General features: G+C 39.4%; 16 protein-coding genes and 1 pseudogene. 13 read left to right on the top strand and 4 right to left on the bottom strand.

Annotation, left to right across the window (positions count from 1 at the left end; translation table 11 throughout):
• From G622_RS26325 to G622_RS0114685, 7 genes and pseudogenes are all read left to right on the top strand, one after another.
• Positions 1-225: pseudogene (locus tag G622_RS26325) on the top strand (IS630 family transposase); the annotation flags it as partial.
• 92 nt (positions 226-317) lie between these two features.
• Positions 318-1,514 carry a trans-sulfuration enzyme family protein gene (locus G622_RS0114705; RefSeq protein WP_026511329.1) on the top strand — a complete coding sequence of 399 codons (1,197 nt, stop codon included), beginning with the start codon at positions 318-320 and terminating at the stop codon, positions 1,512-1,514.
• Between the two features lie 20 nt (positions 1,515-1,534).
• Positions 1,535-1,693, top strand: a complete 159-nt coding sequence (locus G622_RS27165; protein WP_081675345.1) for a nitroreductase family protein — start codon at positions 1,535-1,537, stop codon at positions 1,691-1,693.
• Between the two features lie 3 nt (positions 1,694-1,696).
• Positions 1,697-1,873 (top strand): hypothetical protein, encoded by a 177-nt coding sequence (locus G622_RS25875; protein ID WP_155831514.1) that lies wholly within the window; start codon positions 1,697-1,699, stop codon positions 1,871-1,873.
• Positions 1,860-2,021, top strand: a complete 162-nt coding sequence (locus G622_RS25870; RefSeq protein ID WP_155831513.1) for a hypothetical protein — start codon at positions 1,860-1,862, stop codon at positions 2,019-2,021. The genes G622_RS25875 and G622_RS25870 overlap by 14 nt, the downstream gene beginning before the upstream one ends.
• Positions 2,015-2,332: a glutaredoxin domain-containing protein gene (locus G622_RS0114690; protein ID WP_026511328.1), complete on the top strand. Its 318-nt coding sequence runs from the start codon at positions 2,015-2,017 to the stop codon at positions 2,330-2,332. Before G622_RS25870 ends, G622_RS0114690 begins: the two co-directional genes overlap by 7 nt.
• Positions 2,333-2,358: 26 nt before the next feature.
• Positions 2,359-2,910 (top strand): flavin reductase family protein, encoded by a 552-nt coding sequence (locus tag G622_RS0114685; protein ID WP_026511327.1) that lies wholly within the window; start codon positions 2,359-2,361, stop codon positions 2,908-2,910.
• Between the two features lie 258 nt (positions 2,911-3,168).
• Here G622_RS0114685 and G622_RS0114680 read toward each other — a convergent pair whose 3' ends face one another.
• On the bottom strand, positions 3,169-3,369 hold the full coding sequence (locus tag G622_RS0114680) for a hypothetical protein (RefSeq protein WP_026511326.1): 201 nt from the start codon (positions 3,367-3,369) through the stop codon (positions 3,169-3,171).
• A gap of 255 nt (positions 3,370-3,624) precedes the next feature.
• Here G622_RS0114680 and G622_RS0114675 point away from each other — a divergent pair, with 255 nt between their 5' ends.
• The 5 genes from G622_RS0114675 to G622_RS0114650 all read left to right on the top strand — a co-directional run bounded on the left by G622_RS0114675 (position 3,625) and on the right by G622_RS0114650 (position 9,846).
• Positions 3,625-4,902 carry an ATP-binding protein gene (locus G622_RS0114675; protein ID WP_026511325.1) on the top strand — a complete coding sequence of 426 codons (1,278 nt, stop codon included), beginning with the start codon at positions 3,625-3,627 and terminating at the stop codon, positions 4,900-4,902.
• A gap of 60 nt (positions 4,903-4,962) precedes the next feature.
• Positions 4,963-6,333 (top strand): MATE family efflux transporter, encoded by a 1,371-nt coding sequence (locus tag G622_RS0114670; RefSeq protein ID WP_026511324.1) that lies wholly within the window; start codon positions 4,963-4,965, stop codon positions 6,331-6,333.
• A 296-nt stretch (positions 6,334-6,629) separates the two neighbouring features.
• On the top strand, positions 6,630-8,183 hold the full coding sequence (locus tag G622_RS0114660) for a hypothetical protein (protein WP_026511323.1): 1,554 nt from the start codon (positions 6,630-6,632) through the stop codon (positions 8,181-8,183).
• A gap of 28 nt (positions 8,184-8,211) precedes the next feature.
• The gene (locus tag G622_RS0114655; RefSeq protein ID WP_026511322.1) at positions 8,212-8,757 is read left to right on the top strand and encodes a GNAT family N-acetyltransferase; all 546 of its coding nucleotides are present in this window, start codon (positions 8,212-8,214) and stop codon (positions 8,755-8,757) included.
• Between the two features lie 39 nt (positions 8,758-8,796).
• Positions 8,797-9,846, top strand: coding sequence for a hypothetical protein (locus G622_RS0114650; RefSeq protein WP_026511321.1), 1,050 nt, complete (start codon positions 8,797-8,799; stop codon positions 9,844-9,846).
• A 156-nt stretch (positions 9,847-10,002) separates the two neighbouring features.
• Here the strand turns inward: G622_RS0114650 and G622_RS0114645 are convergent, their stop codons facing one another.
• Entirely contained in the window at positions 10,003-10,800 is a 798-nt protein-coding gene (locus G622_RS0114645; protein WP_026511320.1) for a class I SAM-dependent methyltransferase, read from the bottom strand.
• A 383-nt stretch (positions 10,801-11,183) separates the two neighbouring features.
• Between G622_RS0114645 and G622_RS0114635 the strand changes: the two genes are divergently transcribed.
• Positions 11,184-11,609, top strand: a complete 426-nt coding sequence (locus G622_RS0114635) for a DUF1284 domain-containing protein (RefSeq protein WP_049945886.1) — start codon at positions 11,184-11,186, stop codon at positions 11,607-11,609.
• Positions 11,610-11,779: 170 nt separating this feature from the next.
• Here the strand turns inward: G622_RS0114635 and G622_RS0114630 are convergent, their stop codons facing one another.
• Complete coding sequence (locus tag G622_RS0114630; RefSeq protein WP_026511318.1) at positions 11,780-12,634, bottom strand: MerR family transcriptional regulator; 855 nt, start codon at positions 12,632-12,634, stop codon at positions 11,780-11,782.
• 166 nt (positions 12,635-12,800) lie between these two features.
• Positions 12,801-13,826 (bottom strand): DUF2804 domain-containing protein, encoded by a 1,026-nt coding sequence (locus tag G622_RS0114625; protein WP_026511317.1) that lies wholly within the window; start codon positions 13,824-13,826, stop codon positions 12,801-12,803.
• Positions 13,827-14,266: the final 440 nt, after the last annotated feature.

Raw genomic sequence — 14,266 nt, 5'->3', positions numbered from 1 at the left:
ATACACTATACTCCCAAGCATGGAAGTTGGCTTGATATTGCCGAAATAGAACTCAATGTTATGACAAGGCAGTGCCTATCACGACGGATATCAAATATTGATTTGCTTATAAAAGAACTCAGCACTTGGGAAGATGAGCGTAATTCAAATAAAGCAACTGTAGATTGGCAATTCAAAACATCTGATGCAAGAATCAAACTCAAATCGCTGTACCCTGTCCTTTAAGGCAGGGAGCGACTTTGATTAATTGTCAACATGTCAGTACACTAGTTGCTTGCTTTTTTCGCTGACTGATAATGTTCGGAGGTGACAAAAACATGGCAAAGAAAGATAATCCCTATAAGGGATTGGGAATTAATACACAAGCAATACATACAGGAACAGGTTATGATGCAGAAACAGGAGCTGTGAGGCGACCTCTTCACATGGCAAACAGTTACAAACTTCCGGATGATCTCTCACAGGTAAACTATTCTTCAACAGATATACTAATGTATGCAAGAAATGGTAATGCTAACCAGCATTGGTTGGAGGAAAAGATAGCAGCATTACATGATGCTGATGATGCAATTGTTTTGGCTAGCGGAGTGGGAGCACTTCACGCTTTATTCTGGACACTTCTGAAAACAGGGGACAGGGTTGTTTACCCAAATGTAAGCTACATGGCAGTCTACAGGATGTTCCATGAGCTTTTTAATAGGAAATTTGGTGTGGAAACAGTAATGGTGGATATGACCGATACCGAGGCTGTTAAGGCAGCAATAACGCCTGGCACCAGACTAGTACATATAGAAACACCGGATAATCCCACTAACGGAGTAACAGATATTGAAGCTATAGTAAAGATAGCACATGAGAATGGAGCGCTGGTCTCTGTTGACAATACCTTTGCCTCACCATTTAATCAGAAGCCACTTGAATATGGGGCAGATTTTGTAGTGGAATCTCTCACAAAATATATCAATGGTCATGGGGATGCACAGGGTGGTGCCATTATATCGAATGATCTTGAAACAATGGACCGTATACGTTATGAAGCGCAGGTTAATGTCGGAGCGGTGATAAGTCCATTCAATGCCTGGCAGATATTCCGTGGCTCTGTGACATTTCCTCTACGTATGCAAAAGATAAATGAGTCTTCTATGAAGATAGCACAGTGGCTGGAGCTACGGGATAATGTTACTTTTGTATCCTATCCGGGACTTTCAAGCAATTCAGGTTATGCGATTGCAAAACGTCAGATGAAGAACGGATTTGGCGGTGTTATATCTTTTGGTATCAATGCTGATGACAAAGAAGTTGAGAGATTCTGTTCAGCGCTGCAGATAATTACGTTTGCAGTTTCATTAGGACATGATGAGAGTCTTATTTTCCCGCAGCCAAGTTATGACGAGAGGATAGACCTGTATCCTGAAAAATTCAGAAAAGGATTTATCCGATTTAGTGTAGGACTTGAGGATGTGGAAGACATTATCGCAGATCTGGATCAGGCGTTAAAAACGATTGGGCTTTGATCCTACAAAAGATGTAGAAGATTGAATATAATCATTGCTTTGATAAGGATGAAGCTCCGGATAAAAAGATAATTGAGAAAATAATAGAAGCAGGACGCTTTGCATCAAGCGGATCTAACAGTCAGTCCTCGCATTTTCTTGTAATCACGGATAAAGAATTTCTTAAAGAGTTGTCATAGCTTGTGAAAACAGAATTTGGCAGAATGGAAATAACAGAAGACACCTATATTTCTCTAAAAAATTCTATAAATGCATCCAAGACAGGTAATTATAATTTCTATTACGGTGCACCGGTGTTTATAGTAACAGCAAACAGAAAAGGATATGGAAATGCCATAGCTGACAGTGCCTGTAGCTGACAGCGATGAAGTACTTCTTGTTGAAAAATGGCAGAACGTGGATGCTACAACGAGCCATGGTAAGCAGCCGCATTATAAAAAGCTTGGTGAGTTGAAAGCAGATTATGTAATAGATACAATAATAGAAAGATTTGAGGTAATATGTTAAAAGTATATGGAAGCGGAATGTGTCCTGACTGCATAGAATGTAAGTACAATCTGGACAAAAACAATATTGATTATGAAAATATCGATATCACTCAGAACTTGAAAGGCCTTAAGGAATTTTTGAAACTCCGTGATAAGGAAGAAGTCTTTAATGATGCCAAGGAAAATGGATATATTGGTATCCCTGCACTTATTACAGAAGATGGGGAAATAACCCTTGATTGGGAGAACTATTTTACAGAACTGAAAATAGAGGTAGTCCATCCTCAGGAAGAAGGTACTTCCTGTTCAGTAGATGGAAAAGGGTGTTAAAAACTACAAATAAAAGGAGATATAGAATGAGCAGAACAAACTTTGGGGCAAAGCCCCTTATGTATCCGCAGCCGGTCCTTATCATCGGAACATATGATGAAAATGGTGTACCTAATGCTATGAATGCAGCATGGGGTATCACAACAGATTTTAATGAGATCTCTATCAGCCTTTCAGAGCACAAGACAACTGATAATTTTACTAAAAGAGGTGCTTTTACTGTAAGCATGGCTACTGAAGATCAGGTAGTTGCGTGTGATTATGTAGGCATAGAATCTGGAAGAAAGGTTCCGGATAAGTTTGAAAAAGCAGGTTTCCATGCAACAAAGAGTGAATTTGTGGATGCCCCGCTTATTGACGAGCTTCCACTGGCATTGGAATGTAAAGTTAAGAGCTTTTCTGATGGAATCCTTGTTGGAGAGATAGTAAACGTAAGTGCTGATGACAGTGTGATTACAGATGGCAAGGTAGATATGAAAAAGCTGAAGCCTATAGCATTTGATCCATTTAACAATGCTTATATTGGAATTGGAGAGAAGGTAGGAAATGCCTTTTCAGATGGACAGAAAATTAAATAATTTTAAAATCGGGCTCTGGATGATATTGCGGTTTAATGTCTCCAGGGCCCGATTTCACAGGGGAGTGGGGCAGTAGGCCATGATGGTAAAATGCACTAATAATATATAAAATATTGATATATAATAAATATATCTATATCAAAATAGAGTTCTATCTAAAATCAGAAAAACAGATTTTGAGAATATTTCCTTATAAAATAGAGTTAAGGGTGTCTGTTCATACAGTTCTGTGCACTGTTGTGCTAAGCGTGAGATTATTTATAGCTTTGAATATTGGATTTGCCCCTTGCCAAAACCTCCTTTTGCTCTGAGCTCAAAATAATTGATGAGGTTGTCGCTGAAGCCACCCTCCTCATCATAGGACAATCCTCCCATAGTCATGGGAATTACAGCGAATCTGTTCTTGATTTCTAAATTCCCGATCTTGTACGGACTACCCAATACATCATACTTAGACATTTGAAATCTCCTTTCATACATTAAAATACCCCACCCATTGAAATGCCTATAGATATTTTACTATCAGCTGGTAAGAGTTGCGAACAATTTTATTGAACAAGACCTAATGATGATGTAAAACCAAAACTTGCACTACGAATGACCAAAAAGAGTAGGGAGTTATCTTAACCATGAGATAAATACGGTTGATTTCGTCGTGTGGACACGATAAAATAAACGTAGAGTATCGTTTAAACATGATAGGTGGAGGCCGCTATGAATCACAATATCTTGAAGCATGTTATTTTAGAGCAGATTGAGCTAATACAAAATGCTGAGATTATAGGCCGTGACTATGATTTCGAAAAAAATGTCAATTATATTTTGGTGGGACTTAGAAGAGCTGGAAAATCGACCCTTTTATATAAGATTGCCAGAGAACTTGTTGAAGCAGGGTGTGACTGGTCTCAAATAGTTTATCTTAATTTCGAGGATGACAGACTTTTGGGGTTCACTAAGGATGACTTTAATGACATAGTCGAGACTGCCTATGAGCTTACAGATGCCAAAGAAATATACTATTTCTTCGATGAAATCCAGATCATAGATGGATGGGAACATTTTGCCAGGAGAATGGCAGATCAGAAAAAACATGTGTATATAACCGGAAGTAACGCGAAAATGCTTAGCTCTGAGATGGAAAAAGTTCTTGGAGGCAGATATCTGTCCAAAATGATCATGCCTTTTTCTTTTAGAGAGTCTCTTGATTATAAGGAGATATCACATGATGATAAGGCACTTTTGACGACCTCTAAAGTTGCAAAGGTTCGTAGAGGATGCCAGGAGTATATTTCGAGTGGCGGTTTTCCTGAAGCACAGCTTTTATCAAACAAAAGAGAATATATTAAGAGTGTCTATGAGAAGGTTCTCCTTGGCGATATTATAGAACGTGAAAAAGTAAATAATAAGATGGCTCTCAGACTCATGATAAAGAAAATAGCCGAGACAGTAATGCATGAGATTTCTTTTAATACACTGGCGGGAAATGTAAAGGCAACCGGAATCAAGACATCAACAGACTCCATGATAGATTATACTTCTTATGCAGAAAATGCATATCTTCTGTTTAGAAACAGGAATTATGTCTCTAAGTTTGCAGAAAAAGAGAGTACTCCAAGATTCTATTTTTACGATAATGGCCTTTTGTCATTGTTCCTGATAGACAAACCATCTGCGCTTTTGGAAAATGCAGTAGCAGTGTATTTAAAGCGCAGGTTTGGCGAAGAGGTTTACTATTTCAAATCCTCACAAACAGGAATAGATATTGATTTCTACCTTCCCGAAGAAAACTGTGCTATTCAGGTTGCATATAGTTTGGAAACAGCAGAAGACAGAGAAACTAAAAGTCTCATATCTTTTGCTGAAAAAACAGAAGGTATACAACGCCTTATCATAGTGACCAATGAGGAAGAACGAATAATAGTTAAAGGTGACCATATAATAGAAGTAGTGCCCGTTTACAAATTTATACTGGGTAACACGGATGCAACATAATATCGCTTTGAAAGGAAAAAACTGTTTTATAATTTATATTACCGTTGTTTAGGAGATAATTTGAGAGATTCGTTATCGGTCATAAGGAATGGCCAGAAATTAACTACAAAAGAAGAAATAATACTTATATTGAGACTGAGTTTCCCGGCTATTCTGGCTCAGATATCATCAATAATTATGCAATACATAGATGCATCCATGGTTGGGCATCTTGGGGCAAATGCTTCAGCTTCCATAGGACTTGTGTCGAGCAGTACATGGCTTATTGGAGGTATACTGACAGCTGCAGCAATGGGCTTTTCAGTATGTGTAGCTCACAGGATAGGTGCAAAAGATGAAGAAGGCGCTCGTGTAATTGTAAGATGGGGACTTCTTTGTTGTCTGCTTTTTAGCTTATTCATTATGGTAATAGGAGTCATGGTAAGTTCAAAGCTTCCTGCATGGATGGGAGGAGAAGCTGCCATAAAAAAGGATGCAACGGCATATTTCCTTATTTTTGCCCTGTCAATTCCTGCAAGGGAGATGCTGTTTGCATCACAGGGAATGATCCAGTCAAGTGGAAATATCCGTGTTCCAAGTATACTGAATGTTATCATGTGTGCGCTGGATGTCTTTTTTAATGCACTTCTTATTCCTCATTATGGGGTAATGGGAGCAGCACTTGGAACAGCTTTTTCCTTTGTAATAATCGCAACGGTCATGTTGTACATACTACTTGTAAGATCATATTCACTTAGCATTGTCAGAAGAAGGGAAAAGAAACCTGTCGGATTAAAAGGATTTGTAGAAAATGAACTTATTGTAGCTTTAAAAATAGCGGTCCCCGTGGCTATTGACAATATCATCATGGGATTTGCCTATGTTGCATTTACCCGTATTGTTTCACCATTTGGAACGGTTTCCGTTGCTGCAAATTCATTCTCGATAACAGCAGAAGGCCTATGCTATATGCCGGGCTATGGAATAGGAGTAGCTGCAACGACGATAGTAGGGCAGTGTATCGGAGCAAGGAGAAAAAACCTCGGGAAAAGGCTTGGCTGGATGGCAGTCATATTGGGGATGATTATCATGGGTATCAGCGGAGCTCTCATGTGGGTATTTGCACCATTCATGATAGGGATTTTGTCCCCTGATACAGAAATCAGGAAACTTGGAACCCAGATACTAAGGATAGAAGCATTTGCTGAGCCTTTATACGGAGCATCAATTGTAGCTGCCGGTGTATTCAGGGGAGCAGGAGAGACTCTTTTATCAAGTGTTCTTAACCTTCTTAGCGTTTGGGTGGTCAGAATTCCTTTGGCATATATTCTCGGTTCAAAATACGGACTTAAGGGAGCGTGGATCGCCATGTGCTCAGAGCTTTGCATAAGAGGAGCGCTTTTCCTGATCCGTCTATTTTTGTGGGATACCAAAGATAGAGGATTTCTATAAAGGATAAACTTGGCAGAGAACAAGGACGCCAATGCAATGTATGAGAAGTATGGTTTTGTGAAAATGAATGATGAAATAGAACTTATTAAGGTACAAAGGTAGTTTCCGACTATTTTTAATCCAGGATAAATGAGAAAGAAAAATCGCGGTTTGTAGTGGAGAAACGTGGATATAGAAACGAGATCATTGACACCGGATTTGTTGGAATCTTATATAGATATTTTTTGATTTCGTTCTTCATTGCAGTTCCCGTGATCATTCGCCAAGGAGCTGTGGGTTTAATAGAGAAAAAAATAATGATAAAAAAAGCGATCAGGGTTGCTCTTACGATAGTATGCACGCTTGCAGGAATCCTGATAATATTTTTGTTGATGATAAAATACGAAATGTCATGGAAGATTACTAAAGTCGGGCTCGAAGAGTCTCCAGATGGGAGATACAGCATCCTTTTTCAATCGGTTGGAGAAGCTGACTGGCCTTTTGGTTATTCTCATGCCAAAGTAACGGTTAAGGACGGTGGCAAGATCATAGAGACATTTTGTGAGGATATAGCCGATGATGGAGGGCAGTTTAGACCGGACAATTATTCCGTGGAATGGATGAAGTATGGTGCTGTAATAACTTTTATGGGTAGCGAACAACCAGATCGGGAAGTCGAGATATTCTACGATGGTCGGGATTCTTTTTCAGGCTATACCAATGAAGAAATTGAGGATATCTTAAAGGATCGGTACGACATTCATAGGGTTGATAAGGTAATCAAAGATAAAGATGGGTATGCCATCAGAGCTGATGGTATTGATTTTCACGCGGATACTGGTCTGGCCATGCATGACAGTTATCCTCAGGAAGTATTTAAGGCTGTGACTGAAGAACTTTTCCCAGAGAGGTTTAACAGAAGCGTAGAATGGGATGTAAAAAAAGGAGAAGATCCTTCAGACATTGTATATATACCGGTTATATCTATGAACGGTCCCGGTGCTCTGGACATAAATCCCTATTGTGATGATATATGCGAGTGGCTTGACAACTGCTTTGAGCGGCTTCCGTACAACAAAGCGAAGACAATGTATGACGCAACCGGCTTTACAGCCGCTACTCCGGGTTATGGCAATGTGCGATTATATTTTAATAATATGCTCAGACTGGATAACTATTCTGAAGACAGGACAGGCTTTTACAATAACCTGTATACCAGTATAGAACGTTACTTAAATTATGAATATAGTGCGTTCGGAGGAGCAATGCCCATTGATTCTGCTGATACTGAATCTGCCGATGAGATTGAAGCTACTGATGAGATAACTGATGATGTAATAAAACAGTGGGCCACATATGATTATGAAGTGGCATATGATTTTTCTGATGGGAGAGAGTATGCTCTTGTGCCCATAGACCGCGCTTTGGGAAGCAGTTTTTACGTTCTTTTGGAATTTAATGAAAAAGGAAATCCTGACACCGCAGAGCTCATAAATCAGGACCCTTTCAACCAGCACGGAGGAGAGGCAAAGTTTATTTCATTCCTGGATGATGGGGATACCGGCTTTGCTGCGTTATCATACTCAGGTGGCAGTGAGGGTATGCTGTTCGAAACATTCGACGGAGGAAAAAGCTTTAGGGAGGTAATTCTTCCTTCCCCTAAAATAGAGCTTCCGACGGGAGAGTATTATAATCCCTTTGTAATGCTGGAAGAAGCTTGGGAAGAGAAGGATACTATCTACCTGAAGGTTGGTCAGGGGCCCGATGGAGATCATCATAGTGAAGCACTTGACGGAGCATATACCGTAGGCATTTATGCTTCAAAAGATGGTGGAAAATCTTTTGAGTTTGTTAGAGAAGAGGCGGAGTGATCAGGAGCAAAGACACAAGGATGAAATTATGCGTGAAGGGATGAAATTAGTATTTCCTACTTTAGTCTATAAAGATAAGGCAATTGAGTATATAAATGAGTTCTATGAATACGGATCAGAAATAAATGGAAGCGGAGCACTTGACTGGTTTTTAAAAGAATCTACATATGAAAAGTGGTTGGACAGACTTATTGGAGCTATGGATATAGCTAATCTGCAGGAAACGAAGGTGCCTGGTCTGACATATTTCTATGTTAGAGAAACAGATAACAGGATCATCGGGATGATCAACATTCGCCTTGCCTTAAATGATTTCCTTCGTAAAGAAGGTGGTCATATAGGCTATTCTGTTAGACCGACCGAAAGAAGAAATGGCTATGGAACAGACATGCTCACTGAAGGGCTCAAAGTATGTAATAAAATAGGAATTCGGGAAGTATTGGTTTCTTGTGATAAGGAGAACCTTGCTTCAGTGGGAGTAATAAAGAACTGCGGTGGATTGTTGAAAGAAGAATTCTATAGTCAGACTTATGATGAAATGTTGCAGATGTATGTAATAAAACTTGAGAAGTGATGGGGGCTCGACTGGGTAAGCCTGGCTGATGAGTTTATAATGCCGACAAACCGTATGTGTATTGAAGATGCAGTGACAAAATATTCAATCACTCTTTTCGATGGCGGAAAATACCATGATTACGAAGGTGATATCGGGGATGTGATTCTTGAATATAAGGACAGGGATCTTGATGGTGATCATAAACCGGACGTGATAAAGCGTGAAGGGCAGCATTATGTCTTTGAGTTTACCCGTAAAGGGACATTTACGACGGATGATTATTCTGCTAGTCCCAATGAGGGAGAGGTGATCCAGTTTCAGGATATTGCATGCAGAAATTTTGATGAGATAGAGATAGTCCATTTTACGTTCGTAACTGGCGGACCGTCTGCATGGGATACAACAGTATATTCCTGGCAGGATGGGGAGTGGAGAGCATTTACTGTCATTGATAAGGATGGAGAAATCAATTCGAGCCAGCTCCAGGAACTTGTTGCAAAAGAGACAGGAAGGCCTTACGAAGCAGGATCAGTAAGGGTTGCAGCTGTTAAAATGAATCTTCTCTTGCTTGATCTCGGAAGTAAAGACGGATCATCTCAAACAACGGATTACAGGACAGCAGATTTACATATGAACTTCTTTCCGCAATACCTTGTTGAGGGAGATTATGAGTGTTCGAGTTTAAATTTCGATATGGCGCTTGTCAGGACATGGCCTTTTGATGTGACCGGTGATTCGGTTGAGCTTACTTCCGGGCTGCAGCGAAAACTCAATATATTCCCGGGGAGGACAGGAACTTCCTTTCAATCAGAACCAAATATGCTATGGATTAATATACCAATCACACAGATGGAGGTGTTCATGGGTAAGATCAGCAAAGCTATTGAAAAGAAAAAGAAAGAGCTAATGTGGCTTAAGATAAAGCTTGGAATAAAGGTTGGTGCCATAGTTCTTTTACCTGTAATAATAGGGATAGTTATCCATATTATCAAAAAGAAGGCAAAAAAGCATGTTAAGAGTAAAATTCAGGAGAGCATCAGAAACCACGCTGTAAAAAGGCAGGAAAATGATGAAGAGCCTGAATTAAACGATGATACTATCGACTGATTTAGGAGTTGCTTTTTATCATCCGGGAAGGATCGATAGTCAACTACCCATTATCTTTAAGTGATGGGGAGTTGACATTAGTTGGATTATGTCAAATAAAATACTTAAGCCGGAAATCAGTATTTATACGGATTTCCGGCGATACTAATCTTTAAATCATTGATTTCTGCACACAGCAAGAAGGTGGCTGGAGCTTCCAAGGAGCTCTCGCTTTTCACAAAAGGCAAGATGGTATTTCACATACTTTTCGAAGTTCTCACCCTCAAGACCAAAGTCTTTTCGGCCCTCAGCAAGCTCAAGAATGCCATCTGTTGCAACTATAGTTTTAATCTCCAGGGGCGCCTTTGCAAGGAGCTGTTCAAATTCAACTATATCAAAACCTGTGAAAAGCTGCTCGGCAAAGTGCCTGTTCTTGAGGTTTTCTGTGAAGTTTTCATTAAAACCATCAATGAAGCTTCCACACTGGCTGCACACATAGTTGTTGTTCATGATTGCATATACAGATAGGAATGCTATAAGGATAATTCCGCTCTTCTTTGTTATACGCTTTGCTTCTCTAAGAGCCGCAAGCTGCTCCTCCTGTGTGTAAAGATGGTACATTGGACCAAAGAGCATTGTCATGTCAAAGCTCTCGTCATCCAGCATGTCCAGCCGCACTGCATCTCCATGAAAAGTCTTAATGTTTGGAATTCCTTCAGCATTTTTTTGGAGTTTGTCAAAATTGGAATCAGAGTATTCAACTGCTGTGACATCAAAGCCTTCCTTAGCAAGTTCAATTGAAAGTCTGCCTGTGCCTGCACCTATTTCAGCTACTTTTTGGCCATCGTTTAAGTATTTGTGGATGTAATGCATGGTAGTGATGTACTCGATCTTACCCTGTTTTGAACCATCCAGTCTGTTCTCCTCCGCATAATGTGCGTAAAAGCCCTTTACGATTTGTTCTCTTTTTTCCATAATTTGCTCCTCCAAATATTATTATTTTTCTGAAAATAATTAGTCTCGATTATAATTGTCAAAAAATAATGTGTCAACATGATTTTTGTCTAAAAAAGGTTTGTTCATCCTTTTGTCTGAAACATCATCTTGTAAATTAAAATTACCGGCTATAAAATCGATATTAGCTGTTTCAAAAAAGAGCCAATGCATCAATCAGCTTAGGAATGACTGGAGATATACACAAATGACAATAAGCGAAAAAGACAGGAAGCTCTTTAGGAAAAACCTCTCGGATGTGATACAAAGTAATCACAATGGATGAGCTTTCTGAATTTACTCCGGAAATAAAGAAATCCTTAAGAAATGGCACTTTAAAAATTCAAGAAAGAAGAAAAATATAAATGACAAATGACGATAAAATCATAAAACTACGCCCGCACCATCTTTTGTGTACGCAGGGCTACAGTGGAAAAGGTTACGATGAAAAATTTGTTCTTAACATGACACTGATAACAGACAGAATGAGGACAGATCCCGATCTCAAAGTCCGGATAGTTTTTTCCACGGACGATATATGCAGATTCTGCCCAAGAAAAAGAGGCGAAGGAATATGCGCTGATGATGAAAAGGTGCTCATATTTGATAAGAGAGCAGTATCCCTCCTTGACTTTGAAGAAAAGACCTATGATTATCAGGACCTTATAACAAAAGTCCATGAAAAGATGACTCATGAAAAAATGAAAGAAATCTGCGGCATCTGTGAATGGTATCATATGAGTGCCTGCGAAAAAAACATACTTACAGGCAAATACCTGCTAAGAAAATGATAGTTGAGTTTTTAAGATAACTTTTTTATTTGCAATAAAAACAGAATTGTGCTTGCAGGATCCTGAGAAAAATATATAAAATTTAAAAACTTACACACTTAACTTGACATTCTCTAAGGCAGACCAACATCACTTAGTATTGTGATAATGGTCTGCTTTTACATCATTCTTTATCTTTCTGAACCATAAAAAGCTTCAATCGCTTTCCCAATGTAATTTGCTGCTCCGTCACCGTAGACGGAATCCACTCCCTTTGCAAGTGCTTCGTTTTCCTGATACCCCTTAGCCATATCAAGCAGAAGCGCTTTGGCGTCCTTTACCTGGTAGAGCTGCTTTGCAACAAAATCGTACTCGCCTATCAGTTGACGGACTTCAAATGAATTAACATCCGTTCCGTTCTTGTCAGCGATTCTTCGCTGGATGCTATCCATTCTCTTTTGATATGAAGCAAACACCTCTGATTTGGGCTGGTTCTTCACAGTCTCCTTTACTGTATCCTTGTCTCCGTACCATTCAACCATCTTCGCAAAGTTCTTCTGAACCTTCTCATTGGAGGTACTGTCCAGCATGTGTTTTTCCCATGCCTCCATACTCCCATAATGATCAATAAAAATCTGCTTCTGTGACTCATTCATATTCTGAAGCATATCCGTAAACATTTCGCGCATTTCCGTCTCATCAAATACCGCAAAGTCCATATCAAGATCCCCTTTCAATATATCATCTATGCTGGCGATTATGCGCTCGATCCGCTGCTTTTTCAGACGCAGCATATCACGCTGTTTTGCCAGAATTGTGTTGCTATCAAGATCAGGGTTGTCCATAATGAGCTTTATATCAGCAAGAGGCAGTTCAAGTTCACGGAAAACGAGAATTTGTCCCAGTTTTTCAATAGCCTTATCGTCATAAAGCCTGTATCCTGCCTCAGTTACTTCGGTTGGCTTGAAAAGTCCGATTTCATCGTAGTAGTGAAGCGTGCGCACAGAGATACCCGTGATCTTCGAAACTTCCTTTACTGTTTTCATGCTTGTGATCCTCCTGTCTCTTGATATAGGTAATCTTAGACCCTGACGGAACGTGAGAGTCAACATTTTTTACCACAATTTGCAGATTATGTTAAAAAACAGTTTTTTGTAATATGGATTCAGAAGATGGTCTAAGGGTAACTCGATAAACCTCAAAAAGAGATTTTTAATATCGGTTATGTACTTTTTCTGCAAAGCACATCATATCTTTCACAGATATTTTAGTGCCATCATCAAGGACTGCAGTTCCACTCATTTTTCCGAAGACCTGATGCTGGTCAGATACGATAAGCTTGTAGTCGAGGCATGCGGATCTGTCCAGGACAGGGACAAAATCCATCTCGAATCTTTTATCTGATGAAGTGAATTTCCAGGGTTCAAGATAGCTTTTTTCCGGTAAATGAAAAGTAATATCATCGAGTTTATGCACTTTTCCGTTGTAGAAAAGGACGTTTTCAGTAGCGGCTTTGGTGTTACCAAAGCCATACCCGATATTAAAGCCAAAGGAATTTTCGTCAATGTCGATATTACCAGATCCCCAGTACCATGTGTTGTCATAAGTCCATACGCCTCTTCCCCAATCAAGGGTGCCGAAATCTGTTTTTGGATTAAATTCATATCGCTGACCGGCGTATTCCATGTAGCCGGATGCTCTCATGGTATTTATCTTTTGATTATAGTAAAATGCATGGTTTTTATTCCAGGGAGTAGCTATCACCATGGAATCCATGTCAGGCTGATTAAGAGATATGTCACATTCAAAGGGTTTGCCCGTATAGAAGTTGTCAAAATGGCATGTAATTCGCCTTTTTCCCTCATTTACTTCGAATTTCATCTGAAGGCGGTTGTCAGAATACTTGGTTATACCAGTTGTTGAAGAAGATGGGAGGGACAGTTTTTCCATTGGAAATGCATTCAATACCGTCTCTGTATGTTCCCAGGGCTTATCGTCAAAGACAAGAAGTGATACGGACTGAAGACCGATGTATCCATCGTCGGAAATAGTGAATGCTCCGGCAAAAGAATCAGACAGTACAAGGTAATAATCCCATTCCTTGATTCTCCATTTTGGAGCCTTGATCATGGATCTGTCGTATTCCTGGACAAGACTTCGCGACCAACCTGGCTCTACGAGATTTCCATCACTTCCAAGTAATGGATGGTTTGTTGTTACTTCGTGATTTCTGCTCATTTTCTACTTGATCCTCCTTACTGTGGAGATGTTTTAGAAAAATGCATACGCCCCCAAGTGATAATTTAATAGTATCACTTACTGTGTGTTCAGGAAACGCATTGTAATAAAAGATAATCTGATACTGTTTTTGCGAAATTTTCTTTAATATTTTCTTGTGCATTATTTAGAAAAAATTATTTCTGCAATTTCTTTGTAAATATTTCATAAATATGTGCATATTCTTTATAGTCATATGGCATGACAAGGAAGATGCAGTAGTCGAGGTACTGGAGGATAAGTTAAAAAGTCTTCAGCCGGACATAAACATCGTTCTTGAGAAAAAGAGTGACTTAACAGAATCATTGAAGAAGTACTCTTCGCTTTTTTCCATGGATTTTTGACATAAGATGCAAAGGATGAAAAATATAGATGTGTTTTTTGCGCTACCTGATATGTAA

Source organism: Butyrivibrio sp. LC3010 (assembly GCF_000424385.1).
Lineage (GTDB): Bacteria > Bacillota > Clostridia > Lachnospirales > Lachnospiraceae > Butyrivibrio.
Note: the sequence above shows the minus strand (reverse complement) of the source record. Positions and strands in the feature narration are given on the sequence as shown.

Coding starts and splice junctions, on each gene's coding strand:
- G622_RS0114705 (WP_026511329.1), top strand. CDS start 318: ATGGCAAAGAAAGATAATCCCTATAAGGGATTGGGAATTAATACACAA.
- G622_RS0114655 (WP_026511322.1), top strand. CDS start 8,212: ATGCGTGAAGGGATGAAATTAGTATTTCCTACTTTAGTCTATAAAGAT.
- G622_RS0114645 (WP_026511320.1), bottom strand. CDS start 10,800: ATGGAAAAAAGAGAACAAATCGTAAAGGGCTTTTACGCACATTATGCG.
- G622_RS0114630 (WP_026511318.1), bottom strand. CDS start 12,634: ATGAAAACAGTAAAGGAAGTTTCGAAGATCACGGGTATCTCTGTGCGC.
- G622_RS0114690 (WP_026511328.1), top strand. CDS start 2,015: ATGTTAAAAGTATATGGAAGCGGAATGTGTCCTGACTGCATAGAATGT.
- G622_RS0114625 (WP_026511317.1), bottom strand. CDS start 13,826: ATGAGCAGAAATCACGAAGTAACAACAAACCATCCATTACTTGGAAGT.
- G622_RS0114680 (WP_026511326.1), bottom strand. CDS start 3,369: ATGTCTAAGTATGATGTATTGGGTAGTCCGTACAAGATCGGGAATTTA.
- G622_RS0114650 (WP_026511321.1), top strand. CDS start 8,797: ATGCCGACAAACCGTATGTGTATTGAAGATGCAGTGACAAAATATTCA.
- G622_RS0114685 (WP_026511327.1), top strand. CDS start 2,359: ATGAGCAGAACAAACTTTGGGGCAAAGCCCCTTATGTATCCGCAGCCG.
- G622_RS0114675 (WP_026511325.1), top strand. CDS start 3,625: ATGAATCACAATATCTTGAAGCATGTTATTTTAGAGCAGATTGAGCTA.
- G622_RS0114660 (WP_026511323.1), top strand. CDS start 6,630: ATGATAAAAAAAGCGATCAGGGTTGCTCTTACGATAGTATGCACGCTT.
- G622_RS0114635 (WP_049945886.1), top strand. CDS start 11,184: ATGACAAATGACGATAAAATCATAAAACTACGCCCGCACCATCTTTTG.